30 protein-coding genes and 1 pseudogene are annotated in these 26,535 nt (G+C 61.3%); 11 read left to right on the top strand and 20 right to left on the bottom strand.

The window, feature by feature from the left end:
• From OXG30_04915 to OXG30_04895, 5 genes are all read right to left on the bottom strand, one after another.
• Nucleotides 1-925: hypothetical protein (locus OXG30_04915; GenBank protein ID MCY4134241.1), on the bottom strand; the 925-nt coding region annotated here is incomplete at its 3' end.
• A gap of 9 nt (nucleotides 926-934) precedes the next feature.
• A complete protein-coding gene (locus OXG30_04910) occupies nucleotides 935-2,626 on the bottom strand; it encodes a hypothetical protein (GenBank protein ID MCY4134240.1) in 1,692 nt (563 codons plus the stop codon).
• 453 nt (nucleotides 2,627-3,079) lie between these two features.
• Nucleotides 3,080-3,793, bottom strand: a complete 714-nt coding sequence (locus OXG30_04905; GenBank protein ID MCY4134239.1) for an RDD family protein — start codon at nucleotides 3,791-3,793, stop codon at nucleotides 3,080-3,082.
• Nucleotides 3,794-3,847: 54 nt separating this feature from the next.
• On the bottom strand, nucleotides 3,848-4,402 hold the full coding sequence (locus OXG30_04900; protein MCY4134238.1) for a hypothetical protein: 555 nt from the start codon (nucleotides 4,400-4,402) through the stop codon (nucleotides 3,848-3,850).
• 24 nt (nucleotides 4,403-4,426) lie between these two features.
• Nucleotides 4,427-6,619, bottom strand: coding sequence for a fibronectin type III domain-containing protein (locus OXG30_04895; GenBank protein MCY4134237.1), 2,193 nt, complete (start codon nucleotides 6,617-6,619; stop codon nucleotides 4,427-4,429).
• 139 nt (nucleotides 6,620-6,758) lie between these two features.
• Here OXG30_04895 and OXG30_04890 point away from each other — a divergent pair, with 139 nt between their 5' ends.
• Nucleotides 6,759-7,073, top strand: a complete 315-nt coding sequence (locus tag OXG30_04890; GenBank protein MCY4134236.1) for a hypothetical protein — start codon at nucleotides 6,759-6,761, stop codon at nucleotides 7,071-7,073.
• A gap of 1,120 nt (nucleotides 7,074-8,193) precedes the next feature.
• On the top strand, nucleotides 8,194-9,375 hold the full coding sequence (locus tag OXG30_04885; protein ID MCY4134235.1) for an ATP-binding protein: 1,182 nt from the start codon (nucleotides 8,194-8,196) through the stop codon (nucleotides 9,373-9,375).
• 39 nt (nucleotides 9,376-9,414) lie between these two features.
• Here OXG30_04885 and OXG30_04880 read toward each other — a convergent pair whose 3' ends face one another.
• From OXG30_04880 to OXG30_04835, 10 genes are all read right to left on the bottom strand, one after another.
• Complete coding sequence (locus tag OXG30_04880; GenBank protein MCY4134234.1) at nucleotides 9,415-9,741, bottom strand: type II toxin-antitoxin system PemK/MazF family toxin; 327 nt, start codon at nucleotides 9,739-9,741, stop codon at nucleotides 9,415-9,417.
• Nucleotides 9,738-10,043 carry an AbrB/MazE/SpoVT family DNA-binding domain-containing protein gene (locus tag OXG30_04875; protein ID MCY4134233.1) on the bottom strand — a complete coding sequence of 102 codons (306 nt, stop codon included), beginning with the start codon at nucleotides 10,041-10,043 and terminating at the stop codon, nucleotides 9,738-9,740. Before OXG30_04875 ends, OXG30_04880 begins: the two co-directional genes overlap by 4 nt.
• 113 nt (nucleotides 10,044-10,156) lie before the next feature.
• Nucleotides 10,157-10,288, bottom strand: a complete 132-nt coding sequence (locus OXG30_04870) for a hypothetical protein (protein MCY4134232.1) — start codon at nucleotides 10,286-10,288, stop codon at nucleotides 10,157-10,159.
• Nucleotides 10,289-10,304: 16 nt separating this feature from the next.
• Nucleotides 10,305-10,649, bottom strand: a complete 345-nt coding sequence (locus tag OXG30_04865; protein ID MCY4134231.1) for a hypothetical protein — start codon at nucleotides 10,647-10,649, stop codon at nucleotides 10,305-10,307.
• A gap of 17 nt (nucleotides 10,650-10,666) precedes the next feature.
• The gene (locus OXG30_04860; protein ID MCY4134230.1) at nucleotides 10,667-11,833 is read right to left on the bottom strand and encodes a thiolase domain-containing protein; all 1,167 of its coding nucleotides are present in this window, start codon (nucleotides 11,831-11,833) and stop codon (nucleotides 10,667-10,669) included.
• Nucleotides 11,833-12,888, bottom strand: a complete 1,056-nt coding sequence (locus OXG30_04855) for a lipid-transfer protein (protein MCY4134229.1) — start codon at nucleotides 12,886-12,888, stop codon at nucleotides 11,833-11,835. Before OXG30_04855 ends, OXG30_04860 begins: the two co-directional genes overlap by 1 nt.
• Nucleotides 12,888-13,487 carry an OB-fold domain-containing protein gene (locus tag OXG30_04850; protein ID MCY4134228.1) on the bottom strand — a complete coding sequence of 200 codons (600 nt, stop codon included), beginning with the start codon at nucleotides 13,485-13,487 and terminating at the stop codon, nucleotides 12,888-12,890. Before OXG30_04850 ends, OXG30_04855 begins: the two co-directional genes overlap by 1 nt.
• The gene (locus OXG30_04845) at nucleotides 13,484-13,930 is read right to left on the bottom strand and encodes an OB-fold domain-containing protein (GenBank protein ID MCY4134227.1); all 447 of its coding nucleotides are present in this window, start codon (nucleotides 13,928-13,930) and stop codon (nucleotides 13,484-13,486) included. Before OXG30_04845 ends, OXG30_04850 begins: the two co-directional genes overlap by 4 nt.
• A gap of 4 nt (nucleotides 13,931-13,934) precedes the next feature.
• Nucleotides 13,935-14,297 (bottom strand): PEP-utilizing enzyme, encoded by a 363-nt coding sequence (locus OXG30_04840; GenBank protein MCY4134226.1) that lies wholly within the window; start codon nucleotides 14,295-14,297, stop codon nucleotides 13,935-13,937.
• A gap of 78 nt (nucleotides 14,298-14,375) precedes the next feature.
• Nucleotides 14,376-15,458 (bottom strand): Zn-dependent alcohol dehydrogenase, encoded by a 1,083-nt coding sequence (locus OXG30_04835; protein MCY4134225.1) that lies wholly within the window; start codon nucleotides 15,456-15,458, stop codon nucleotides 14,376-14,378.
• 72 nt (nucleotides 15,459-15,530) lie between these two features.
• On the opposite strand from OXG30_04835, the gene OXG30_04830 reads away from it, so the two are divergent.
• Complete coding sequence (locus tag OXG30_04830) at nucleotides 15,531-16,688, top strand: hypothetical protein (protein ID MCY4134224.1); 1,158 nt, start codon at nucleotides 15,531-15,533, stop codon at nucleotides 16,686-16,688.
• A 43-nt stretch (nucleotides 16,689-16,731) separates the two neighbouring features.
• Entirely contained in the window at nucleotides 16,732-17,742 is a 1,011-nt protein-coding gene (locus tag OXG30_04825; GenBank protein ID MCY4134223.1) for a TIGR03617 family F420-dependent LLM class oxidoreductase, read from the top strand.
• Nucleotides 17,743-17,781: 39 nt separating this feature from the next.
• On the opposite strand, the gene OXG30_04820 is transcribed toward OXG30_04825, so the two are convergent.
• The gene (locus OXG30_04820) at nucleotides 17,782-18,081 is read right to left on the bottom strand and encodes a hypothetical protein (protein MCY4134222.1); all 300 of its coding nucleotides are present in this window, start codon (nucleotides 18,079-18,081) and stop codon (nucleotides 17,782-17,784) included.
• Nucleotides 18,082-18,085: 4 nt separating this feature from the next.
• Nucleotides 18,086-19,477, bottom strand: coding sequence for an MFS transporter (locus OXG30_04815; protein ID MCY4134221.1), 1,392 nt, complete (start codon nucleotides 19,475-19,477; stop codon nucleotides 18,086-18,088).
• Between the two features lie 75 nt (nucleotides 19,478-19,552).
• On the opposite strand from OXG30_04815, the gene OXG30_04810 reads away from it, so the two are divergent.
• Nucleotides 19,553-20,401, top strand: coding sequence for an enoyl-CoA hydratase-related protein (locus OXG30_04810; protein MCY4134220.1), 849 nt, complete (start codon nucleotides 19,553-19,555; stop codon nucleotides 20,399-20,401).
• Between the two features lie 5 nt (nucleotides 20,402-20,406).
• Here the strand turns inward: OXG30_04810 and OXG30_04805 are convergent.
• Together OXG30_04805 and OXG30_04800 are read right to left on the bottom strand one after the other, a co-directional pair.
• A pseudogene (locus tag OXG30_04805) lies at nucleotides 20,407-20,835 on the bottom strand (acyl-CoA/acyl-ACP dehydrogenase).
• Between the two features lie 92 nt (nucleotides 20,836-20,927).
• Complete coding sequence (locus OXG30_04800) at nucleotides 20,928-21,266, bottom strand: P-II family nitrogen regulator (protein MCY4134219.1); 339 nt, start codon at nucleotides 21,264-21,266, stop codon at nucleotides 20,928-20,930.
• Nucleotides 21,267-21,395: 129 nt separating this feature from the next.
• Between OXG30_04800 and OXG30_04795 the strand changes: the two genes are divergently transcribed.
• Nucleotides 21,396-21,791 (top strand): GntR family transcriptional regulator, encoded by a 396-nt coding sequence (locus OXG30_04795; GenBank protein MCY4134218.1) that lies wholly within the window; start codon nucleotides 21,396-21,398, stop codon nucleotides 21,789-21,791.
• Between the two features lie 3 nt (nucleotides 21,792-21,794).
• On the opposite strand, the gene OXG30_04790 is transcribed toward OXG30_04795, so the two are convergent.
• Nucleotides 21,795-22,577: a class II aldolase/adducin family protein gene (locus tag OXG30_04790; GenBank protein MCY4134217.1), complete on the bottom strand. Its 783-nt coding sequence runs from the start codon at nucleotides 22,575-22,577 to the stop codon at nucleotides 21,795-21,797.
• 84 nt (nucleotides 22,578-22,661) lie between these two features.
• On the opposite strand from OXG30_04790, the gene OXG30_04785 reads away from it, so the two are divergent.
• From OXG30_04785 to OXG30_04765, 5 genes are read left to right on the top strand one after another with little or no spacing between them, the layout of a single operon-like run.
• Nucleotides 22,662-22,934 (top strand): hypothetical protein, encoded by a 273-nt coding sequence (locus tag OXG30_04785; protein ID MCY4134216.1) that lies wholly within the window; start codon nucleotides 22,662-22,664, stop codon nucleotides 22,932-22,934.
• Nucleotides 22,935-22,956: 22 nt separating this feature from the next.
• The gene (locus tag OXG30_04780) at nucleotides 22,957-24,255 is read left to right on the top strand and encodes a M1 family metallopeptidase (GenBank protein ID MCY4134215.1); all 1,299 of its coding nucleotides are present in this window, start codon (nucleotides 22,957-22,959) and stop codon (nucleotides 24,253-24,255) included.
• 17 nt (nucleotides 24,256-24,272) lie between these two features.
• The gene (locus tag OXG30_04775) at nucleotides 24,273-24,929 is read left to right on the top strand and encodes a nitroreductase family protein (protein ID MCY4134214.1); all 657 of its coding nucleotides are present in this window, start codon (nucleotides 24,273-24,275) and stop codon (nucleotides 24,927-24,929) included.
• A 6-nt stretch (nucleotides 24,930-24,935) separates the two neighbouring features.
• Nucleotides 24,936-26,075: a DUF418 domain-containing protein gene (locus OXG30_04770; GenBank protein MCY4134213.1), complete on the top strand. Its 1,140-nt coding sequence runs from the start codon at nucleotides 24,936-24,938 to the stop codon at nucleotides 26,073-26,075.
• Between the two features lie 47 nt (nucleotides 26,076-26,122).
• The gene (locus OXG30_04765) at nucleotides 26,123-26,530 is read left to right on the top strand and encodes a PPOX class F420-dependent oxidoreductase (GenBank protein ID MCY4134212.1); all 408 of its coding nucleotides are present in this window, start codon (nucleotides 26,123-26,125) and stop codon (nucleotides 26,528-26,530) included.
• Nucleotides 26,531-26,535 lie beyond the last annotated feature (5 nt).

The raw sequence follows: 26,535 nt of genomic DNA, 5'->3' as shown, positions 1-26,535 counted from the left end.
GACAACACAAAACGCAAAAAAAAGAAATTGGTGTATACCAAGAAGACATAAAATTGCCCCCACACAACTCTGTTTCCGTCAAAGCGCCACCACCCCCCCCCCCCCCCCATCCGTAACCGGATTCCCAGCTATCCTCCTCAGCCTTCACTAAGCATGGCCACTCCTGAGCGGGCCAATCCAACAAAAAGCTGTTGAAGCATCCCATCTTCATATTCTCCAGGACACCTCCACAAATCTGTGCCGCCATCAACAGATCGCAAAGATCTCGTTGTATAACATGGGGGCTGTCAAAAAGCAAATGGGCCAACTCGTGAGCCGCTACCTCCGCATGAGGCAAAGAGATATATCCTTCCTCAGCAGGAAATATCACCACTATTGCGAAACTCATGTGTGTTGCCCACCCTAAAACCCTTGCCTTTTCCTTAGGAGTTGTAGTAGCCACAAACATCAGAGGTGGACTCAATCCTTTGGAGTCCATTTCCTCAATAGGAACAGAATCTAGACAAACCTGACCAGCATCTCGCGGTGCATAGTCGCCTCTTTCGTTCTTAAGATCCGCATTAGACCAATCGAAGTCTGGAATCACAACTCCGCCCTCTACAAACCGAATATGCGCATGACCGGACGATTCCCTTGCGAACCACGGCGATACTTCCCGATTTAGGCTAGTCACCGCAGTCTCCACATCTTCGCCAGAAAAACGCCCTAACGGTCCGCAAAAGAAGACCGGAACAGTGAAGGCCGACCAAACCGAACATCCGCCCGGCACCACCCCGACATCGACCCCGAACCGACACCGATACACATTCAAGAGCGACTCCTGCTCCGCAATCAGACGGTCGCGCTCCGCAATGTCCTGACCGATCTGTGCAACCGCTGGCTCAACAGAGATAGCCAACCAAGCCACGAATGCCAATAATGCCATCCGCATAGCCTATTGACCTTCCAATATAGACAATATGGTGTAATATTGTTGAGGGAAATTTCCAGACCCAATGTTTTCTCCATTATGACCGCACAAATATGCGACAAGTGCGATGAGCTCTCCCATCCCTCCTGCGTTACTGAGGTGTGCATCTTCAAACAGGCCTATAAACTTTTGAGATAGCAAGCGATCACTCCAACCAGGATTCTGTTGTCCAATTGCAACTGTGTCTTCGTCTTTACAAAACGGCCTCAATTCTTCGTCGGTTGACCATGTACCGATAGTGGCTATGGACGACACTTCAGATACATTTTCACCCTCTTTTAAGAAATAGCCAATTTCGAATATTAAAGACCGATGCCAGTAGAGCATTCGAAATACATCTGCTGCTTCAAGTGATATATTTGCCTCGCACTCGCGTATCAATGTCAAAAGGGACAGATTCAGGGTAAAGATAATTGCGCCAAGCTCTTCAGCACTTATTCCAGTAGTTACAAACCGTTGACCGCCTAATATATCTCGCAAGATGACATTTGCATCCTGATCAACGTTATTTCTTGATGCTATATTTCTTGATGCTATACGCACCAGAACGTCACAAGCCTCCTCTGCATTGCCAGCTAACCTCAGCACGGCTAACCAATCGTCTCCCCCAAGGTCGCCGTATCTGCCGGAATCAGAGGTGAACCCAGCTGTTGGGTTTGGAAGAGGGTGTTGGCTACCCCAAATCCACTCAGGTCCATAGTCGTTATGAGAATTGCTAGTGATTTGGATCAAGTTAGAACCGTCTGCGTCTGCGACGAATATCTCTGTATCTCCTTCTGGATTCGACTCCGGATAACCCCTACTCGTGAAAGCGATTCGCGTTCCGTCCCGAGACCATACCGGAGAATCGCTATCAGCCGGCGAGACCACCACCTCATCACGGACGCGTAATGCGTCTAGCGTCGCCACCTTTATCACCCCCGTGGAATCGCCTGCACCTGTTATGTAGGCGAGCCGGGTACCGTCGGGTGACCACTCTCCACCCCATAATTGGGCATCGGACACCAGGACGCTTGTTCCACCTTCGGCGTCAGCCACCCAAAACTGGCGACGGTCTTCGCCCCCGTTCCAGCTATCATCTTCACCCGACACGTAGGAAATCCTCTTTCCGTCTGGCGACCAGGTCGGCCTGTGGAGGGTATCGTCGGCCCTGATCAGCGACTGCACCCCGGTCCCGTCAGCGTTGACAATGTGTATTTCCTCGCCGAATGTGTACGCAACCTTCAAGCCGTCTGGCGACCACGCACCGTCTTGAGTGCCGAACGGAATCCCGAAATCAGGGTCAATAGGGAACGGGTAAACTTGAATATCCCAGTCGCTGTCACCGCCAAGCTCCGATACGGTAAGCCCCCAGGTTTCAGGACCTGTGGGGAATCTATACATGATCTGAGTGCCGTTCGGCGACCACTCCGGGCAGCACCCATAGCCGATCTCTTGAGGTGACCCACCACCATCAGCATTTACCACATATACGATAAAGCCGCCCGAATCTCCTAACCACTCACCGCCGTTGTCCGCATAAGCGATCTGCTCCCCATCGGGCGACCAAGTTGCCCAACCTCCAGTCCCTGAAATGCGCTGCAGCTCATTTCCTTCCGAGTCCACCACAAACAAGCCGGAATCGGGATCCTCCGACTCCCAATCTTGATCATCCACAGCCGCCGTGTAGCTTACAACTGCCCTTGTACCGTCCGGTAACCACTCCGCTGAAAGGTACAGATCACCCGATCTGCCAACCGGCACGAAGGAAGCGAGGCCACCCCTAGTTTTGAACACTTGCCACCCATCACTGGTATCGCCGACAAACGTGAGCTCATCGGGGGGCGAAGACCTCGCCGAAGCCTCCTCCGAGCGTTCGGACAAGTCAACCGACCCATCTCCTACCCGTCCAGAACCCTCACGCTCCGCCGCCTCCTGGACTTGCTCAACGCCTCGACCCCGTACACCGTCGTTAGCTGGGGTGGTTAGCTCTTGAGGGGGTTCCAAACCAAACCTTGGCCTGGCCCGTTCCCCACCAGGAGACCCACTCCCACAGCCAACACACAACAGACCGAACACAGCAACTAATGCCACCCACAACGGAATACATCGGCTGAGCAAGTGCGTCAATCATTCTCCCGGGCTATTTGGGGCATTGGCGGAAATAACGATTGTTCCAGCAACGCGATCATGCCAACCCTGTCCCGTTCGATTCCACAAGAATGAGGCATTTACAAGGTAATAGACGGTCATGGCAATACACCACGTAACTGTTGCCGTTAGCAACAAGACTAAGGCCACTGCCGCTCCTTCTAGCCCGTCAGATGCATCAATGAATATCGCTGCTGATATCATCAATACCCAAGGGACAATATAGAGCCCTGTAGCGACCGCACCGCGTTTGACAATTGTAATAGCATCCGGGATGGTACCATCATGAAACTTTACCACTTGCACATTCGCCATCTTCCGCCCTAGTGTCTGGCCACTGTTGGTGAGCATTATCATATGATAACTTATGCTTACTAATGCACCAAACAAGAACACAAGAATGGCGGCAATAGCACTTTGAACAAACCACGTCAAGCAATATCCCAAAACGCTCATCATACCGAAAAATAGATTATCTACAACAGCTGCAACTACTCGGCGACCCAATCCAGCGATAGAAATATTAGTACCGTTCCCTAGTTGACAGGTACTGCCCTCTGACAAATTGACAAGCCACCGCGAGTTTTTCTGAACTGATGTTACTTCCAGATGTTTACGAAGCTTCGCGATAGTTTCCTCCAATGACTGGATTCGAGCATCAGGATTGACAACGCCATTCTCATCTTTCTCCACGCTTCCACTATATTCTTGCATCAACAGGTCCTTTCCTATTACTGAAAGCTGCTTTCAATCAAAATCTTTAATGTCATCAGTTTGAACTAGATTTCCTCTGTCGTGCTGATAACTTTTTGCCCGCACTGTAAACAAAACAATCATTCCTGTTGCTACTACCATTAGGCCCAGCCCAGCCAGGAATGACACTATGATCCCAAATCCGGGATTCCAATATTCAGAAGTTAGACCAGATGCAAGATCTAGCCCAGCCACCACTGTAATTATCGCGCCACCCGATAGAATAAGCTTTGGAATAGCGAAAAAAGGAGACTTGGGTCCAATGATTACATTCATAATACCGATGAATGAGCAAAACCCGCAAAAAAATCCAAACACCGTCACGGCCAGACCAGAATATTGGTTTTCAGTGATTACTCGCAATCCGCTGAGATCCCAGATAAACCATTGCCACTCCCATCCTGCTCTCACCCACCATGGAAACACAGGCCCTATCATGGCTATCACGGCAATGCCAAATGCCATTACAGCTAACAGCCCACCCACAAGGTCGATCCTATCTCTCGCGAGCGGCGGATCAGATAGTTGCTCTTGATTGTTGACTGACATATTCATATCCTTCTCTCGGGGATGCTAAGGGTAGCTTTGCCCTTTCTGATAAAATTTGCCGCATTTAAAAAATGATATTTTTACCTTGTCTTCTTCGACCCATGTCTCTCCATCATGTTTCAACGTTCCGCTGAAATATTCCAACAGATTATAAATTAATGTATTATTGGTGCATCTAATATGATTGGCAATTTTTTCGACATATTCGTAACCTGGTATCGAAGTCAACAGTGCCTTTACTATAGATTGGCACTCAGTCAGGACTTTTTCAACAGTGCTGAGGCCAATTTCTATTGCGAGTGCCTTTATATCGATATTCTTTAATGCTCCTGCTGTCTCGAGCACTTTATATAATGCTATTGCTTTGTCAATTGATGGACTGTAATCCGGTTGCCAGTAGCTATAGGCAGCCCTAGCGACTTTATTTATCTTATGATTGCAAGCAAAGTGGTGATCACCGTCATTGTTTTCAAACAACGCAACGCTGGCACCATTGCTAGGATTTAGAGCATCTTCTCCGACTGGGTATCCATGAGACCATTCACCCTTAGTTGGCTTTGATGATCGGACAGACACCCGAAGCAGGGCGACCTTCTCATCCTTAACATCTTCTATTGTAATTTTTCGTCGCTCATCTTGTAACGAACCAGGAGAGGTCATCCTTATGGGTTCACAACCCCTAAGGGGGCATACCAAGGTCGAAGCTTCAAGAAAATCGCTGACACTAATGAACCCATGCTTGGATTCATCTAGCTTGGATTGATCGTTCACCTCTAAGTACCAATACGCTATTTCGTATTCTGCTATATTTTTGTCATGTTCTAGATATATGTGAACGTCATCATCTCTCCCCACGGCTGGATCATGGTCAATATTGGCAATCGTTATTGTTGCGCATCCCGGTGTCCTTGACATGTACTGTGCTCTTGAACCCCATCCATGACGGTTTCGGGCCGCTACTGTGATCTCATATACGGCGCATTTGCGCGCGTTGAAGATGATGCTGCGTTCATTTTCCTTAGTGTCATAGCACTTGGACCATGTAGTGCTTATGGCTTCAGGCCCACTTTTGACTGGCCCGCGTTCCAGACAGTATCGGTATTTAGTCACCGGACTGCCGTGTGTGTTTGAAGGGGGATCCCATCTGATCTTTATGTCATCTTCGATCCTGTCACTGTCGCTGTTCGAATCAACCAGACCAACAGTCATGTTTCGAGGCTCGCTCGGCGGCGTACTATTGGAATTTCTCGTAGCAGCCGAATCCTCAGCCAGCGTACCGGTTAACCCGTCCTTGTTCACCGCGGTCACGGTGACCCTGTATGTAACCCCATATCGGAGGTTACGGCTCGTGTGCGAGGTTCCCGTGACCGTTGCCGTGCTGGCCCATGGGCCGGTAAATCCAATCGCCGGACGCGAATAGCTCACCAGGTAGTGGCTGATTGCCGAACTGCCGCTATTCGACGGCGGCGACCACGACACCCTGATCTGCCGCTCCCCATGAGCAACCGCACTAACACCCTGAGGCGAAGACGGGGGTGTGATCACGATTGCAGGTTCAGGGTCGAGGAAGGGGTCAGGTTTGCTTGCATCGCACGGCCATTTTGCGCGCATTCTGTTTACACAAAATATCCTCACATCATCCAGACCAGTTACACCGTGGAAGGTCCAATTCATCAGAGAACCTTGAACTTCAGGTGCGCTGCCTCTAAAGTGCCTACCGTTTATGGTGTTGTCCGAAGTGTGAACCAAGCTGAAGACACTATGACCAAGCTCGTGGACCACGATTACGTCGTACTGGCCTTGCGAAAGAGTCTCGGTGAATCTATTGAGTGTTGGGACGAAAGCGATACCGGTGTTTGTATATCCATCTGCATGCTGGTCAGTTGATCGCATGGCGTACCCCCACGCTGCTCTTGTCGGATTCACATCTATCAACATTAAAATTTGGCGATTTTGGGTTTCCGACAGTGACTTTGCCTCTATGTGGCACGGGTGAGGGTTAGCCCGATTACCCCGATTGCGGAGCTCCATGACGGTCGTGGCATCCTCCATGTTTTTGTGATGGATGCTGCCCTTCACGAAATTGAACTGTGCGAGTCCATCTGATTCCTTATTGAAGAAATCGGAAATCCCCCTGCTGTTAAGATTGTTTACCTGCTTTTGAAGGTCGACATCGCTATATCCAGCGCTACTATCCGAACAAAGGTGGACGTACACAGTGTGAACTTGGCCGTTTGGATTACCGGTAGGAGACAGACTGGTACGCTGCTCGGACCGTTGGTCGGTGCGCACATCCGCGTTGGCCACGGGACCCCGCCCTTCGCTGTTGCGTGCAGACACCCTCACCTCATAAGCAGTGTCCGCATCCAAACCCGAGAACGACACCGATGTAGTCGACCCCGACACATCCTGGCGCCCCACCCGCGACGACCCCCGAAACAGATCCACCCGATACCCGGTGACCGCCGCACCGCCATCATCCGACGGCGCAGACCACGACACCGACACACTGCTGTCATCAGCGCTAACACCCACACCGCGCGGCGCAGACGGCACGGTGGCCTGCTGCGGCGCAGGAGCAGCAGTAGGCGCAGGCGTCGGCTGCGTTGTGGAGCAGCGGGCCACGCAGCGCATCGCCATGGCGTCCACGCCGATGCTGCTCGACCCGTAGCCATCCCGGTTCCAATGCTGCGACGCGTCGTTGTCCCTCAACGTGATGGTCACGCTCGCCCCATCCATGTCGTAGATTCCCAGCGCAGTCCAGCCGTAGGCATTGCGCTGAGCAACCCGCTTCGAATACCGGCTGCCGCCGATGTCTATCCGGTACAGAACAGTCGCCGTCGCCCTCGTGTTCGGCACATACACCTGGATCTCCTGGCGGCCAACCCGACGACCCATCGACCAGCGCGCCCAATTATCAGCACTCGACTCGCCGGCAATGCCATAGGTGTACACATAGTTGTTCGACCCATAGCCCTTGCCCGCATCACCCGCCCACCAATACTGGCTCGGCCCAAACAAACTGGGATTGTCGTTCACATACCACGACGTCTGATCCTGAGCATCTGAGACAGGACCGCCAACCGGCACCAACACCGAAGCAACCAAGCAAAGCGCCACAAGCAGAACCCAGCCAGGCCGCCAACTCCCACCGCCTGCCAACCCCCACCCAGATCCGCCAATTCCTTGCCGGGATTCAACTACAAACGAGCCAACTCGGGGGGGGGGGGGGGGGTATGGTTCATCGCCTCAAATGTTCCATAACCCAACCGCCATTCGCAATTCGGCAACTGGCCGCGTGCCAGCGCACCAGCTGATCGCTGGCGCATCCTTCGGACCACCCCGGCCCGGACTCATCAACCTCTTGCCCATCAGGCCGGCCAACAGAAGCGGGTGTTCAGTGCCCGTTGGCGAGGGGTAGGGCGTCGTAGCTGGCGAGCAGGTCGGCCAGTCCGGTCAGGGGCACTGCGGTGGTGCCCTTGTGCTGAAGGAACTCGTCACCGCCGTACACCACGGCCTGCTCGGTGATCTGCGGCAGAGACTCTGCGAGGCGCTGTGGCGGGCCGAACCAATCCGAGGCACCTTAAGACATGATAGAAGGTCAGGTGCCCGGCGGATCAATGGCCATACTTTAGGATTCGCCGTATTTCGCCTGCAGCTTTGTTGACGAACCTGCTATCGGGCACTACGCATCGAAACTGGGACCAGGGGCCTTGTTTCGTCATGCGACATTATTTTTTTAAATTTATTAAATCATTAGACTAAGCTAGACCTACGAAAGGAGTACACCCATGAATGCGGTCAATCCATTCACTCCTGACTTTGGCCGCCGGCCTCCGGTGCTTGCAGGCCGCGATGACATCATCGACAGGATGAAGACCGTGCTCGCCGCAGGCCCGTCACGCAGGGAATTCACCACTCTGCTGCTCGGCCCCCGAGGGGTCGGCAAGACCACGGTGCTTGCCGCTATTGCCAACGATGCCCAGCAAGCCGGATGGCGCACGATCAGAGTAAACGTGCCATTGACCCAGGATCCAGACCGAGGGGCCGTGGGCATCATCTCCGAAAAGATCCGAGACCACCTCGAGGACATCAGTCCTCAGCCGAAGCGAAGATTGACGGGGATGTCGATGCCTTTGCTGGCGGCAGGAGCGACCTGGGAGCACGTTGCCGCCGCGCAGCCGACCTACCAGAAGCTCTTGGACACTTTGGTGGGCGCCACAGTCGACATCGGCGGCGCAGGAGTGCTCCTGGCTATTGACGAGTTCCACAACATCACCCCCGCCGATGCCAGTTTCGTCGCCGGCGCCCTCCAAGAGATTGTCAAGATTGACCAAAAGCCGCTCGCGTTCATAGCTGCGGGCCTGCCCCACATCGAACACACGCTTCTCACCGACGAGGGCTTCACGTTCTTCCACCGCTGCCACCGCGACCGCGTCGAAGGCATCAACCTGCAAGATGCCATGGATGCCATCGGAAGGCCGCTTGCCGACAACTCCTTCTTCATCAGCGGTCCGCATCTGCGCCGCGCCGCGGCGGCGACACGCGGTCTCGGCTACGCGGTGCAGTCGCTCGGCCATCACTTGTGGGAAATTGCCGGTCCCCCGCCTGCCGAGATCACAGACAACCAGGTCGACGAGGCCATTGCGTTGATGGAAGGTGACGTTGACACCCATGTCGTGGTTCCGATCTGGAGCAGACTGTCGCCAGCCGACAAGCGATTTCTGTGCGCCATGGTCGGAGACGACGGACCTTCGCGCATCGCAGACGTCGCCGCCCGCCTAGGGACAGCAGCGACCTCAGCCCCCGTCTACAGGCAGCGACTGCTCAAACAAGGTGCCATCGTCGAGGCGGGCCGAGGTTTCATCAGATTCGCCAGCGAGGCGATCAAGGACCGCGCCGCCCAAGAGAAAAGCCTCACCGAAATGACCCCCGAACAACCTCCAACCAACCCTCAATCATCGGCTCAATAGCCTGCACATTACCTGGGGAGGTTCAGAGCGCTTGCCGGATCAGTCCGCGAACATCTCGCGGACAACTGCTAGGACTTGGGCCATAGAAGATGGCAAGAGCCTGCCCAGCCGCCGAACCAGGCGGGCCGCGTCCACTGCCCTGATCTGATCCACCACGACGTGGCCGCTGGTGTTGCCGAACTTGCAGGCAACCCGAAACGGATACGGATGACCGCCAGTTGTCATCGGGGCAACCAAACATGTGCTCCAATGCTCATTCAGCTCGTCGGGAGACACCACCAACGCTGGCCGAGTCTTGCGAATCTCAGAACCGATCGCAGGGTCCAGTTCGCAAAGGTAAACATCGCCGCGCCTCGGAAAGGTCAAGAGTCGCCCTCATCCCAATCCCATTCGACCGAATCGAAATGGGTCGGCCCCCAGGCCTCTTCTAGCGCGCCTTCCCCTCTTTCTCGGCCCAGCCGGGCCGCTTCTGCCCAACCCAGCCTCGGCTCGGCTCGGGGCTCTATCAACAAGCCCCCTTCCACAACCCGCAGCGACACCTGCTCCCCCAACCCGGCCTCCTCGATCAAGGGTTTGGGTATGCGGACACCTCGTGAGTTGCCAACCATAACGATCCTCGCATCCATGCCTGCCTCCTGCTCCGCGATGCCCACGATTTTCGTATTCACATTGTAACCACACATGGTGAGTAGCCAGTCGAGAAGGGGCACAGCTCTTCCTCATCGGCATCGAGTACGACTGACCGCCTCATCGGGTGACCTCCAACACCGGACGCGGAGCGTTATTCGGCGTTGGCTTTCCAGGCATCAACGATCTCATCCCACTCCTCGTCTGCGAAATACGGTGCAGTTGGCTCGGGATAGACGATGTTCCCATCCGAGAAGATGCCGTAGATGCTGTCCGACTCGCCCATGAGGTAGCAGCCAACGCTACAGACAGTGGTGTTGGGTGTAGGTGCGGATTTCTTGGCGGGCGGTGGCGACGGCTTCTTCGAGGGCGAAGGCCCGCTCGAACAGCTCTTGGAGGTCTTCGATCTCGTCGATCTCCCGGGAGGCGTTGGCCACGGTGGTGACTGCCTCGCGGATGTCGGGCGGAGCGGCTTCTTCGAGGGCGTCTAGCTGGACGAGGTCCGCTTCGTCGTTGGCGAGGCGTATCCCAACGCCGCCTTCGGCTAGTTCGCAGAACGCCACAAGGTCCCCTTTGTCCTCGCTCCCGCAAGCTCCCAACAAGACCAAGAACGACAAGACCACCAGCGAAAAGGCGAAGAACCTCACCCCACTAGCTTGCCCGTTCAGGAAGTGGGCTTGTCGGCGCCCACGATCCACATGGCGTAGTACTGGGCGCCACCGCCGTAGGCGTGGCCAAAGGCCTTGCGGGCGCCGTCCACCTGATGGTCGCCGGCCATGCCCCGAACCTGGAGGGCGGCCTCAGCGAAGCGGATCATGCCCGACGCCCCGATGGGGTTGGACGACAGCACGCCGCCCGAGCAGTTCACCGGCAGATCGCCGCCGTCGAGATGGGTGGCGCCTTCTTCCACCAGCTTCCAGCCATCGCCTATGTCACAGAACCCCAGGCTCTCCAGCCACATCGGTTCGTACCACGAGAACGGCACATAGATCTCTACTTCGTCGATCTCCGCTCGCCGGTCGGTGATGCCCGCCTGAGCGAACACGTCGTCGGCGCAGTCCCGGCTAGCCTGGGGATTCACCTCGTCGCGTCCAGGAAAGTTGTTGGCCTCGCTGCGCAATGCCGCCCCGTGGATCCAGGCCGCCGGCTTGGCCGAGGCATCCCCGGCGGCCTCGTCGCCCAACACCAACGCGCAGGCCCCGTCGGACGACGGGCAGGTCTCAGAAAACCGGATCGGCTCCCACAGCATGGGCGACTCAACCACCTGGTCGAAGCTCAGGTCTTGCTGTTGCAGGTGGGCATAAGGGTTGCGCAGAGCGTGCTGGCGGTCTTTGAACGCCACCATGCAGCCGATCAGATCGGGGGCATTGGTGCGGGCCATGTACTGGCGGATGATGGGCGAGAAGTAGCCGCCAGCGCCGGCGTTGATCGAAACCGAGAACGGCTGGGGCAACGAAAGCGCCCAGGTGGCGTTGGACTCCGACTGCTTCTCGAATCCCAGGGTGAGCACCCGGCGGTGGATGCCGGATTGCACCAGCGAGGCGGCCACCACTGCGGTCGACCCGCCCACCGAGCCTGCGGTGTGGACTCGCAGCAGCGGCTTGCCCACCGCCCCCAGCGCCTCAGCTAGGAACAACTCGGGCTGCATGACCCCTTCGAAGAAGTCGGGAGCCTTGCCCACCACCACGGCATCGATATCGTTCCAATCCAGTTCGGCGTCTTCCAGTGCTCGGTAGGCGGCCTCCCGCACCAGGCCGGGGAGCGACACGTCGCCCCGGGTGGTCTGGTACTTGGTCTGGCCCACTCCCAGCACTGCGGTGCGCTCAGCCATCACTCCCCCTCCATCACACACACCAGGTTCTGCTGGAGAAACAGTCCCGACGCGGCATGGCCCAGCACCCGGTCGGCCCGACCCTCGTGGATCTGGCGGGCGGCGTCGGCGATGCGCATGAGGCCGGCGGCCATCATGGTGTGGCCAGCCAGCGCCCCGCCGCTGGCGTTGACGGCGGTGTCGGGTCCCAGCACGAGTTCGGCCTCCAAGATGTGCTCCTGGGTGGTGAACGGAGCGGCCAGCTCAGCCGCGTCCAACCGATCGTTGCCTACCCCGGCCTCCGCGGCCGCCTTGTGGGCGCTGGGGGCCCGGGTCAGGTCGCGCACGCCGGGCTGGTGGGGGTCGATGCGGTGGTCGATGCCTCTGATCCACGCCGGTCGCTCGCACAACTCTCGAGCCCGGTCGCCAGCCGCGAGCACCACGGCCACTCCTCCGTCGGCGGAGGCGGCACAGTCGCTGGGCCGCAGCGGGTCGGCGATGGGTTCCTCGGCCAGCACCGAGCCGACGGTGGCGTCGGGGGAAGACCGCACGGCCAGCGGGTTGTCGGCCGCGCCGTTGAGGCTGCGGACCGCGATCTCAGCCAAGCGCTGTTCGCTGACCGCGCCCGACTCCAGCATGATCCGAGCCTGGAGGGCGGCCATGGCAAAGGCGTCGGGCCACAGCGGCCCCAGGTAGTAGGGGTCGAGCTGGGTGGAGAGCACATCGCGCAGCGATCCGGGCGACGACTTGCCGTAGCTGTACACCAGCGCGGTGTCGATGCCGCCGATCTGGAGCTTGACCCACGACTCATACAGCGCCCAGGCCCCGTCCATCTCCACGTGGCTCTCGCTGATGGGCGGAACCGCGCCCACCGCGTCCAGGGTGTGGACGAACGAGAACGCCTGCCCAGCCAAGAAGTCGCTGCTCCCCGAGCAGGTGAAGCCGATGTCGTCTTGGGTGAGGCCCACCGCGCCCCGGGCCTCGTTGATGACCGGCACCATCAGCTCCACCTCGGTGGTGTGGGTGAGCGCCTTCTGCTGTTGCTGGGCCACCGAGACCACGGCGATGTCGCGCATCAGCCTTGCTCTTCTGACTCAGCGGCCTGCTTGGCGTGCCAGGCGTTGGTGCCCGCGACGGTCACCGGGATGTCGGGCTCGCCGGTGGGCGCCCAATACAGGATGTTCTCCGCGGTGCGGCCCAGCTGGTCGTCAGGCTTCCACACCGCCCGAACCCGCATCCCCATGCGCACCTCGGAAGTGTCGATCCCAGCCACCAGCCCCAAGAAGCCGATGTCGGCGCCGTCGAGGTGGATCCAAGCGCTCACGTAGGGAATCTCCAGGTCGTCTCGGCCCGGAATGGGCAGCCGGGTCACGCAGAAGCCCCCCACATGGCCGGTGTCAGGCAGCTCCACATAGTCGGGCGTGGCCGCACCGTGGCGGGGATCAACCCCCCGGGGAGGCACGAAAACCGCCCCGTCCACCGGGGACCGCTGACCGAGGATCTTGCGGTCGGCGAAGGCATTCAGATAGCCGGATGAGGCCGCACCGGGAATGAAGTCGTACTCCAAGCGGATGGGGGTGCGCACCGAGCGCACCGGCTCCACGTCGGCCAGCTTCTCGGGCAGGCGCACCTCGCCCGACAGCGCGGAGGGAGGAATGCTCGGATCGGCGCTCATTGCCCCGCTCCCTCGGGGACGAATCCCTCCAGATCAGCGATATGCCCCTCGCGCTCCGATCGCCACCGGGCGGTCACCCGCATTCCGACCGACAATTCATCAGGGCTGTTCACCAATAGCCCGTGGACCATGGGGGTGTCGGCCCCATCAAGGCGGACCATGCCCAGGCCGTGGGGCTGGTCCCAAGGGGACTGGGATCGGAGCGGGTCCACCCAGGTCCAGCTCACCAGTTCGCCGCCCGGCCCCACTTCCACCAGTTCGGTCAGCGGTGCCGATGTCTCGGGGTCGTACTCGGTGGGCGGGCACAGCACCGTTCCGTCGGGGCGGCGGATGCCCAAAACGATCCCCTCCCGCAGGCCAGTCAAGAATGCCCCGATCACCGGCCCGGTGGTTCGGGTGAACGGGTACTCCAGTACCAGATCGGCCCGGAGTCGTTCGGCCATCTGCCTAGCCCTCCCCGTCCACCGAGATGGTGCCCGAGTCGGTGTCGATGATGACTGGAGCGCCGTCGGCTGGCTCATCACCGTCGAATTCCACCCCCATCAGGCAGGGGATCTGGAAGTCCCGGCTGATGATGGCCAAGTGGCTTTCGATGTCGCCCGACCGGCACAGAATCCCGGCCAGGTCGGCCTCGATGGGAGCCAAGAACGTGGCCCCGGCGTCCTTCACCAACGCCACCGTCTCTGAGGCAAAGTCGTCCCCGGCGTCGAGCACGGCGATGACATCATCGGGCGTGTCAAAGCGCAACAGCCGACCGTTGCCAGATATGCCAGAGAACACCGGGCTGCCCCGGCCAACAACGCTGCTCATCAGTTATCGACCCCTAGGCCCGTGAATCGCATCGGCATCAAAATTCGATGACCTGGCGTACAACCTCGCCATCATGCATCAGAATTCGACCACCTGGCGCACGACCTCGCCGTTTCGCACAGCTTCTAGCGCGGGATTGATCTCGTCGATGGTGATGCGCCGGGTGATCATGCGCTCCAGGTCGAGCTTGCCGCCCTTCCACAACCGCAGCAGCTTGTGAAAGTCGGTGCGCACGTCGGTACCGCCGTAGTAGGAGCCGATCAGGGTCTTCTCGTTGTAGAACAGCTCGAAGGCGTTGAACGACACCATCTCATCCATGCGGCCCACCCCCACGATGCAGCAGGTGCCGCCCCGCCGGGTCATGTCATAGGCGGTACGCATCAAGACGGGAATGCCGACGCACTCCAAGGCGTAGTCGAAACCCTCGCCCCCGGTGATCTCGTTCTTGGCATCCTCTAGATCTTCGGGCAGCACCGCGTGGGTGGCGCCGAAGGAAATGGCCTCGTCCAGCTTGGCCGGGTTCTTGTCCACCGCCACGATCTCGGCCGCACCGGCGATCCTGGCCCCTTGGATGGCGGCCACGCCCACGCCCCCGGCCCCGAACACCACTGCCGACGAGCCCGGGCTGACCTTGGCGGTGTTGAGAGCGGCACCAGCCCCGGTCATCACTCCACAGCCGATGAGGGAGGCGACGTCTAATGGGATGTCGGGGTCGATCTTCACCACTCCCTGGCGGGGCATGAGGAGCTTCTCGGCGAAGGTGCCCGCTCCGGCCATCCCGAAAAGCTCGGTACCTGCCTGGCGGAACTTCGTGCGAGCCATCGAAGCCAATGCGATGTTGGGGCACAGATTCGGCTGGTGGCGACCGGTGCAGTAGACGCAGTTCCCGCAAGAGGGCGACCACACCACGATCACATGGTCGCCAGCGGCCAGATCATCCACATTGGAACCGACCTCCTCGATGATCCCCGCTCCCTCGTGGCCGAGCACCGCAGGCGGGGCTTGGGGAATGGTCCCATTCATGGCCGACACATCGGAGTGGCACACCCCGGTGTGGGTGATCTTGATGGCCACGTCGTCTGGACCCAAGTCCATCATCTCAACGTCATCGCACACGTCGAGGTTTACGTCGCCCACTTCTCGCATAACCGCCGCAAGCATCCAAGAATGGTAGGCCGAGTGTGGCCCCTCCGACACTCTTGGCCGCGAAACCGACCACTAGCCTCATCAGCCATGCCGCAGACCATGCCGCTGGACACCCGGGAGCTGAACCGAATGGTGGAGTTCTGGGACATCCTGGTGTCGGAGAACTCCAAGCGGCGCACCGGCCTCACCTCGGGGCTCATTCCGGTGCGGGAATACACCGGCTACTCGGGCATGGAGGCCTGGCTGCGCTGGCCCGACATCTTGGCCCGCTGCGACGAGGTGCTGGAGGCATCCGAACTGGGAGCCAGGATGCGGGGGCCGGGAACGCAGACCACCAACGCCCACCCCTTCGCCCTCGTCTGCATCCCCTTCGGGGGCTGGCGAGCGCTGGAGGAGCTATCGGCCATGGGGCTCACCACCCAGGTGGATGACGTGGAGGATCGGGTTCGGTTCCTCATGGACTACTGGATCCGCTGGGTGGAGCCGTGGCGGGGCGACGGCTTCCGCTCGTGCTGGGACGCGGCCGACACGCTGCGGACCTGCGACCCCGAGATCATCGACACCCTGTATCAGGCGGCCTGGCCGGTGGAGAGCGACAGTGACAATCGCACGGCCCGCCGTTTCGTGGCCGGACTCCAGCAGTACCTCTTCCTGTTGTACCTCGACACCCGGCTGGGCACCGGCGACACCGGCCCCTACCCCCTGCCCAACGGCCGGCACATGATCGTTCGGGAGTTCTCATCGCTGGCCCAGAGCTGGATCCCGTGGAGCCACGTGGCCGCCGATGTCCCCTACCAGAACCTGGTGGTGGGCCTGGTGTTCCGGCCCGGCATCCACAACCGGGTGAACGATCTGTCCACCACGTTCTCAGTTCCGGCCGACAACCTGGCCTGGCTGGAAGCCATGTCGGTGTTCGAGCCCCGCCCCAGCGGGGAGCTGGTACCGGTGGACCGGGAGGAGATGCCCGAGATCCTGGCCGCGATAAAGAAGGCCCAGTCCGACGCCTACCGGCTGATGAACACCTGGACATTTGAGGAGAAAGTCCACAACGGCACTCACGTCTACTTCCGGGGCTTGATGTGGCCGTTCACCAACCTGCTGGGCATCGACGACGAGTTCGACTGGTCGCTCCCCCACCCCCACACCGCCGAGACGGTGTGGCCGATTTTCGCCGGCGGCCTGCCCGAACAGGAGGGCGCCGAAGAGGTCACCTTCCCGATGTTCCCCCGATTGAAAGGCTCCTGACTGTGAAGTTCGACATTGCCAGCAGCCAATCGATGGGATGCCCATGAAGTTCGACATGCCGCTGTCTGCTGATCTGGTAGGAGTCCGGGACCAAGCTCAGGCTTATGAGGCCATGGGGGTCGACGGGGTGTTCACCTTCGAGGGCCAGCGCGACGTGTTCTTCCCCCTGTTGAGTGCGGCCGAGAACACCGGCCTCGACCTCTACACCAACGTGGCCATCGCCCTGCCCCGAAGCCCGATGCACCTGGCCTACCAGTCGTTCGACCTGCACCGGCTGTCGGACGGGAAGTTCGCCCTGGGCCTGGGGTCGCAGATCAAGCCCCACATCACCAAGCGCTACAGCGCGGTGTGGGACCGCCCGGTGGCCCAGATGCGGGAACTGATGGCCGCCACCAAGGCCATCTTCGCCCGCTGGCAGGACGGCGATGCCCTCGACTTCCGGGGCGACTACTACACCTTCACGCTCTCAACCCCGATATTCGAGCCCGAGCCGCTGGAGTGGGGGACGCCGCCCATCTGGGCCGGGGCACTGGGGCCGAAGATGACCAAGATGGTGGCCGAAACCGCCGACGGCATCCTGATCCACCCGTTCTGCTCCGAGCAGTTCCTGCGGACCAAGACGCTGCCCGCAGTGGAGGCGGGCTTGGCCGCCGCCGGGCGCAGCCGGGACGACTTCCTATTCGGCGTGGGGGTGATCGTCGGGCTGTACGGAGATGACGCCGACGAGTCAGAGGCTTGGCGGGTGGAGCAGCTCTGCCGTTCCAACCTGGGCTTCTACGGCTCCACCCCGGCCTACCGGGTGGTGCTCGACGCCCACGGCTGGGGCGAGCTGCAAGACGAGCTCAACCGCCTCACCAAACAAGGCCGCTGGGGCGACATCGGCGACGTGTGGGACGACGAGATGGTCCACACCCTCAGCATCCAGGGCACCCCCGCCGAGGCCGCCGCGGAGATTCACAACCGCTTCGGCGGCTTGGCCGACCGCGTTCACCTCTCCCTCCACGGCGCCCCCCAACCCCTGGTGGCCGAGCTGTTCGCCAACCTCAAGAGCTGAAACCCCTCAGGCGGCTCCCCCCAAAGAGGAGTCTGCGGCCTAACCCGGCGGCTGGATGTGGGCTTCGACCCGGTTGGCGGGCTCGTCGATCCAGCCCTTGGAGTTGGCGTAGGACAGCATTCCTTCGAATTGGGCTTGCCATTCGGCATCAGCGGCAGCGTCAGCCAGCTCTCGCACGAAGGCGATGTCGATCCACAGGTGGTTATCCCGGTCTGATGCTGCGGCCGCGCCATCAAAGGCGGCCACCGCGGCGGCCACGTCGCCGTCGATTGCCACGTGGAACTCCCGGAAGTTTCCCGGGTCCTCAAGAGTGATCGTGTCGGCGATGGCGATGAACATGCCCTCAGCTTGACGCTTGGCGGTGACGGGTGTCGATCCGAGCGCTGAACGGCAGCGATAGCAATGCGGTGACCACCACCATGCCCATGAGCAGGTCGATGGCCTCGGAGGCCGAGGCTGCGGTGGTGGCGAAGGTGAGACCGAGGGCCACGCCGATGGTAGTGGAAACCCGCTGAGCGGTGAAGTTGATGCCGGTGGCCAGGGAATGCTGGTGGGGCGGCACGTCGTGGACCGCGGCAGCGATCAGAGACGGGAAGACCATGCCGGTGGCCACCCCGATCACGGCCATGCCGATGACGAACGCCGCCACATTGGGCTCTTCTCCCAACACCACCCAGAGCGCCATGGTGGTACCGACGTAGATCGCGGTGCCGGGGAGAATGAACATGCGATGGCCGGTGCGATGGGCGATTCGGCCGATGAGCACGCCGACCAACCCGGCGAACAGCGCCAGCGGCGCAATAGCAAACCCGCCCTCGATGGGTGTCCACCCCCACGACCGGATGATGATCACGGTGAAACCGAAGAACATCCCAAACCATGACGACGCGAATATCAGCATGGCCAGATTGCTCCGACGGACGTTGGGAATGCGGAACATTCGCAGCTCTACCAGCGGATTGGGGTGATGCAGCGACCTCTGCACGAACACCCCGAACATGGCCAGACCTCCGAGGATGCTGCCAGCTACCTTCCAGTCGAGCCATCCCCACGGGTCGCTCTGCACGATGCCCAGCGTGACCAGGGCGGTGGCGGCCGCCACCAATGCGCCCCCTACCGGGTCGGGCAGAGCCCGGGCCTCGGCGCTGCGCGACTCGCCGTAGACCAGCGGCACCGCCACCAACACGAAGAGGCAGAACGGGACATTCAGCCAGAACATCCACTCCCACCCCTGCCACTCGATCATCAGGCCGCCCACCGGGGGGCCGATTGCCGATGACGTGCCGCCCGCCACCGCCCAGATGCCGATGGCCAGCGGCATCCGATTGGCCGGCATCGTGGCCAACAGCAGAGCCACCGCAGCGGTGTTGATGACCGAGGAGGCCACCGCTAGCACCGCCCTTGCCCCGATCAACACGCCCACGGAGGGGGCCAGCCCGCCAACCACCGAACCGGCCAAGAAGAGCGAGGTGCCGAACAGGAGCATCCGCCGACGGCCCACCCGATCGGCCAGGGCGCCGGCGGGCACCAAGGTAGCCGCCCCGACGATGGTGAATATGTTGGTCACCCACGACAGGGTCGGGTCGGAAGTGCCGGGGAACGCCTCGCCGAGGGCCGGATATCCCACTGTCATAATCGACAGACCGATGCCGGTAAGTGAGGCGGCAGTGATCAGCGCGGTCAGCCCTACCGCCGGATGGCGCGTGATCGGTTGGGGCGCCGCTGCTGCGGTCACCTAGCGTTTGTGGGCAGGAAGTTCGGCGATGATTTCCTGGACACGAACGGCCACGCTAGACGAGGAGCCGACAAGATGAGCAGCAACGACGAGAGCGGCACCGTCACCGAAGCCCTCGGCGGGGACATTTTGGTGGTCCAGGACGGCGGGGTGCTTACCATCACCCTGAACCGGCCCGACGCCCACAACGCCATAACTCCCGACCAGCGGAATTACTTGGCCGACGAATTCGCCCGCATCAGCGAAGACCTGTCGGTGCGGGCGGTGATCTTCACCGCCACCGGCAAGGGCTTCTGCACCGGGGCCGACCTGCGGGTGGCCCGGCCCGACCAGGTGCGGCCACCAGGAGCCCCCGACCGGGCCATCATGGAAGTGGCTCGGGGCATCAAGGTCGGGGCCCAGAAGCTGATATCGGCCATCTTGGACTGCGAGAAGCCGGTGATCGCCGCGGTCAACGGCACCGCCGCGGGCATGGGCGTCCACATGGCGGTGGCCTGCGATCTAGTCGTTGCCGCCGAGGGGGTCCGGTTCATCGAGGTGTTCGTGCGCCGGGGCCTGGTGCCCGATGCCGGCGGCGTGTACCTGTTGCCCCGGCTGATCGGCCCGCAGAAGGCCAAAGAGCTGATGTTCTTCGGCGACGACGTGAGCGCCGCCGACGCGGCCGACATCGGCCTGATCAATCGGGTGGTGCCCCCCGACGAGCTGATGCCCACCGCTCAAGCCTGGGCCGAGCGCCTGGCCGCCCAGCCCACCAAGAGCCTGACCATGAGCAAGCTGCTGGTGAACCGCAGCTTCGAGACCAGCCGCCAGACCATGTTCGAGATGGAATCTTGGGCCCAGGAGGTGCTGATGGCCGGCGAGGACGCCGACGAGGGGGTCCAAGCCTTCAAAGAGCGGCGCGACCCGAACTGGAAGGGCTGGTAGCAGTCCTACCCAGCCAAGGCGCGGCCAATGGCGGCCAACTGGCGGCTGCCGCCGCCGAAGGTGTTCTCGAGCTGCTTGACCCACAGAAAGTAGCGGTGGACGGGGTAGTCGACGTCGGCCCCCATACCACCGTGCAGATGCTGAGTAGCGTGTACCACCCGCTGGCCGGCATCGGCCGACCACCACTTGGCCACCGCAGCGGCATCAGCGATCTCGGCTGCGGACCGCCCCTCGTCGATAAGCCAGGCGGCTTGGAGCAGGGTGACTCGCATGCAATCGGTGTCGATGTAGCAGTCGGCCGCCCGCATGGCCACGCCCTGATTGGTGGAAAGGGGGCGGCCGAATTGCTCGCGCTGTGAGGTATAGGCCGCAACCATGGCGGTGGCCTCCTCACAGCACCCCAGCGCCACCGCAGCCACCGCCACTTGGGCTCGAACCAGCACCCGCTGCTCGTCTGTGTAGTCGAGATACACCGGCCCGCGACGCTATCAATACGGCGCCGGTCAGTCTTCAGATGGGTCGGGAACTAGAGGGCGTCGGAACCCTGCTCGCCGGTGCGAATGCGGGTGAGGCCCTCCACCGAGGAGGTCCAGATCTTGCCGTCGCCGATCTTGCCGGTGCGGGCTGCGCCAGCGATGGCCTCGGTGGCCGCGGTCAGGGAGGAATCGTCTACCACAACCTCTATGCGGGACTTGGGGGTGAACGAAACCTTGTACTCGGTGCCTCGGTAGGTCTCGGTGTGGCCACCCTGTCGGCCGAAGCCCTGAGCCTCGCTCACGGTCATGCCCTGGACGCCGACCTCGGCCAACGCCTCCTTGATGTCTTCAACCTGATGGGGCTTTACAACCGCAGTGATGAGCTTCATGGGAGCCGTCCTTTCTGGTCGCCGACCGGGATGCTATCAAGTCAATACAAAACTGGCAACAACCGCACAATGTTGGGTTTCTTGGACTTCATTGTGCTTTATGAATCAGTACATTGGTACAATCTTGCTGTGCGGATTTGGATTGACGAGAACGCTCGCATTCCGCCCTATGAACAGCTGCGGGCCCAGCTTCGGCTGATGGTCTCGTCCGGTCAGCTCAAGCCCCGAGAACGGCTGCCACCCATCCGATCACTGGCCGAAGAGCTGGGCTTGGCACCGGGGACGGTGGCCCGGGCCTATCGAGAGTTGGAGTGGGAAGGGATCGTGGAGGGCCGGGGGCGGGCCGGCACCTTCGTGGTGGACGAGCCCCCCGTGGCGTTCTCGGTGGTAGAGCGTCAATTGGCCGATGCCGCCGAGGCGTTCGCCGCCGAAGCCGACCGGTTGGGGGCCGGACAGCAAGCGGCCATGCTGGCGCTGGAGACCGCTATTGCGGCCCGTTCCGATCCCGAAATGGAAGCTGACTGACGCTCAGCCCAGCACCACCGAGGGGTCGGGCACCAGATCTCGGGCCAGCCACTGGAACATGCGCCAGCCGTTGTCCGCCGAGAACAGCGATGCCTCGACTTCCTTGGCCGCCTCCTCGCTGATCGCCTTGGCGTCGGGGGCTTTCACATGCACCTCGGCTACCCGCTCGGCGGCCGCAAACCAGCCCACCGCCTCTCCCGGTGAGCGCCCTCCGGTGAGCAGCCCGTGGTTGCGGAGAATGCACACTCGGCTGGAACCCATGGCCTGGGCGATGGCCTCGCCGCCGGAGACGTCGTTAACCTCGAGGTTGTCGCCGTCGTAGAGGGATTGGTCGAACACGAAGCCACACGACTCCTGGCTGATGGGCCGAAACGGCTCGACGTTGGCCGACCACGGCGTGCCGTAGGGAGTGTGGGTGTGGGCTGCCGATGCCAGATCGGGACGGGCGTTGAGGATCGGCCAGTGGATGTAGTAGGCCGCGAAGTTGACCCCGTTTTCGAGAGGACCGGCCACGCCCTGTCCGTCGGGGCCCACCAGGGTGAGGTTGTCGATGGTGGCATCACCAAAGCGGATGCCGTAGCCCAGCACCCAGAAGCAGTCGGCAAGAATCGGATCTCGGGCGGTGATATGGCCGTCGCCGGTCTGCCCCCAGCGCATGGCGGCAAAGATGCGGTAGCCGATAGCCGCCTCCCACTTGCGCAGCAGGCGCAAGTCTTCGAGGTCGCTGACCTCCGGCGGAGACCCGTCGTAGGTGAACTCGGGATAGCGGTCCAGCAGTAACGCCATCGCCAAATGATACCCGTAGGCTGATCCAGTGATTGCCGGAAAGCTGCTCGTCTGCTTCGCTATTTTGGCCTCGATTGCAGCTGGATGCAGCGGCAGCCCCAGGCAATCCGCAACTCCCACGCCCGCTGCATCCCCCGTGCCGACGATTCAGGCCACACCATCGCCCACTCCCGCGCCGACGCCCACGATTCAGGCCACACCATCCCCTACTCCCGCGCCGACGCCCACGATTCAGGCCACACCATCCCCTACTCCCGCGCCGACGCCCACGATTCAGGCCACACCATCCCCTACTCCCGCGCCGACACCGACGATTCAGGCCACACCATCGCCCACTCCCGCCGCCGATCTCTCTGACCCCGCAGACCCCTCCGCCGGGGTGGGCGACAGCTTCTACCCGCTGCTAGGCAACGGCGGCTACGACGTCCTCCACTACCACATCGATCTCGATGCGGAGCCCTCGGAGAACACCATTGACGCGGTAACCACTATCACGGCGGTCGCCACCGAGGACCTGGACAAGTTCAACCTCGACTTTCTAGGGCTGGAAGTGGAGGCCGTGGCGGTCGACGGTGTGAAGGTGGAGTTCTCCCGCGACGGCCAGGAGATGACGATCGAGCCCATCGAGCCGGTCTCATCAGGCGCACAATTCACGGTGGCCGTCTCCTATTCGGGAACCCCCCAACCCGTCGATGATCCCGGTGTGCCGTTCTTCCCGTTGGGGTGGCACTCAGCCAACGGCGTGATCTACACGGTCAGCCAGCCGTCGGGAGCGATGACGTGGTACCCCAACAACAACCACCCCACCGACAAGGCCACCTTCACGTTCCAACTCACTGTGCCCGACGGAGTGACCGCTGCCGCCACCGGCCTGCTCACCGAGGAGACTTCCGCCGACGGCTTAACCACCACTATCTGGCAGATGGACGACCCCATGGCCACCTATCTGGCCGCGGTGTATATCGGCGACTTCGAGCGGCACGAGCAGCGATTGGACAACGGTCTGCTGATCCGCGACTACATCCCCCGCGGCTCGGATCCCTCGACTCTCGAACAGCTTGCGGTGACCCCCGAGGCCATCCGGTTCTTCGAGGAGATCCTGGGGCCGTATCCGTTCGATGCCTACGGCACCATTGTGATGCCCTTTCCCCTTGGCTTCGCCCTGGAGAACCAAACGCTGTCGATCCACGGCCCGAACACCATCTACCCCTATGTCATCGCCCACGAGGTGGCCCACCAGTGGTTGGGCGACTCAGCAACCGTCGATGATTGGAGTCATATCTGGTTGCACGAGGCCTTCGCCCACTACTTAGGGCTGATGTTCATCGCCGACTTCTACGACAGGGAGATTACGGCCATCATGGCCGCGGAACACCGCGAGCTTGTCCTGACTGGAACTTCGCCACCGGGAGCAATCGAGGTTCACGAACTGTTTGACTCCAACACGGTCTACCGCCGCGGCGCCCTGACGCTCCACGCTCTGCGGTCGCTGATCGGTGATGAGCTGTTCTTCGAAATTGCCCGCACTCACTACGACCAAACCGCCGGGGGCACCACCAACACCAAAATATTCCTCGGCATTGTCAAAGATATCGCCGGAAACGATGCTGCCTCGCTCGTCGAGTCATGGCTGTATGACGCCGAGATGCCCGGCATTGTGAGTGGTCCAATATCGTGACCCGCTAGAACAGGAGCATGGTCCATCTGAATCTGAGCGCTGATGAGGTGCTCACCACCACCAGAGCGGTGCGCCGACGCCTGGACACGTCCCGGCCGGTCGCGCCGGAGTTGATCACCGAGTGCCTGGAGATCGCCGTGCAGGCCCCCACCGGGTCGAACCGGCAGAACTGGCGGTTCATGGTGGTCACCGAGCCTGATCTGATCGCCGCGCTGGCCGACCTGTACCGCCGGGCCGGAGAGGTGGCCGGCGACTACCTGGGCGTGCTCCCCCGTCTCGTGCCTCCCGACAGCACCCAGATGGAAGCGACCAACGAGAAGATGCACGCCTCCACCGGGCACCTGTTCGAGCACCTCCACGAGGTGCCGGGGATGCTGATCCCCTGTTTGGCCGGCCGGGTGTGGGATCAGCCTCCGGTGACGGTGGCCTCTCATGTGGGATCGGTGATCCAGGCGGCGTGGTCGTTCATGCTGGCCGCCCGGGAGAGGGGCATCGGCACGGTGTGGACCACCATCCATCTCTGCTATGAGCAAGAGGCGGCCGAGCTGCTGGGCATCCCCTATGACGAGATAATGCAGTTGGCCCTCATCCCCTTCGCCCACACCGTCGGCACCGATTTCCGTCCCGCCCGCCGCGAGCCCCTGGAGCTAATCACCCGCTGGAACCGCTGGTAGGCCGACATGACCCGCGAGGAGCCCCGCTCGGCGCCGATCTCGACGGAGGGCCGCAACACCACCCTGGACTCCGTTCGAGGGGTAGCGGTGCTGGGGATCCTGACCATGAACGCGGTGTCCTACGGGCTGGACATGCCCTCCTATTTCAACCTCGATGCCAGCGGCTCGCGCACCTGGCTCGACTGGGCCATCGGGGGCATGGGCGAGGTGCTCTTCGACCAGAAGTTCATGGGGCTGTTCTCACTGCTGTTCGGCGCCGGGATCGCCATGTTCGCCGACCGGGCCGCGGCCAGACAGCGGCGGCCGGTGTGGTTCAGCCTGTGGCGCAACGCGCTGCTGTTGGGCATCGGCATCGCCCACATGGCGCTATGGGAGGGCGACGTGCTGGTGCTGTACGCCATTTGCTCGCCATTGATCATCGCGGCGCGGCGACTGCGCCCCTCGGTACTGGTGACCATCGGCACCGCCCTGATGCTCGCGGTGGCGGTGGTTGCAGTGGCGGTGCAGGCGGCCATCGACGACCCAGCCAGCCAGCTCAGTGGCTACTGGCTGGAAGGTGAGAAGTCCGCCGAGATCGAGCTGTGGTTCGTGGGCGACTTCGGAGCTCGGGCACTGGGCATGATGCTGATCGGCGTGGCGCTGTACCGCACCGGCGTGGTCACTGGCGAGCGCCCCCGGGGCTTCTACGTACGGACCGCCCGATGGGGTCTGGGCGTGGGCTTGCCTCTGTCGGCGGCCGGCCTGGCCATAATGGCGGCCAGCGGGTTCTCCCCGGACTGGGCGCTGGCCGGGGCCGCCCCCAACACGCTGGCCACCATCCCCCTCAGCCTCGCCTATCTCAGCCTCATCGCCCTGTGGGATCGCCGGGCCGAGTCCGGCCTGAGGGGGCGAGTGCAAGCGACCGGCCGCATGGCGCTCACCAACTATCTCGCCCAAAGCGTGTTGGGTGTCATCGTGCTGCGGGAACTGCTCGGCGATGTGGATCTCAGCCGCAGCCAGATCGCCCTGTTCATCCTCGGAGTGTGGGCCATACAGCTCTGGTGGTCGCAGGCTTGGCTAAGCCGCTTCCGATTCGGCCCGGCCGAATGGCTGTGGCGCTGTGCCACCTACCGCCGGTGGCAACCCCTGCGAGTATCGCCTAATTGACTTTGCCGACCCGGCCAAAACGACAAACAGCCCCATAGGATGCCCTCATGGATCCTGCACAGGCCTTGGACTACATCCGGGAGAACACCAACGCGGTGCTGGCCACCCTGCGGCAAGACGGCACCCCCCAGATGTCACCCGTCACCCTTGCGGTGGTGGACGACACGGTGGTGATGAGCACCCGCGAGACGGCCTACAAGACCAAGAACCTGCGGCGCGACCCCCGAAGCTGGCTGTGCGTGTTCCCCCGCAATTTCTTAGGCGACTGGGTGCAGATCGAGTGCCAGGCCGAGATCATCTCCGGGCCGGATGCTCTGGAACCGCTGGTCGAGTATTACCGCACCCTGCGGGGCGAGCACCCCGACTGGGACGAGTACCGCCAAGCCATGGTCACCGACCAGCGCTGCCTGGTGCGGTTCCACATCCTCCGTGCCGGCCCCGACCGCTCGGGCTGATCGCT

It is taken from the genome of bacterium (assembly GCA_026708015.1).
GTDB lineage: Bacteria > Actinomycetota > Acidimicrobiia > Acidimicrobiales > Bin134 > Poriferisocius.
Note: the sequence above shows the minus strand (reverse complement) of the source record. Positions and strands in the feature narration are given on the sequence as shown.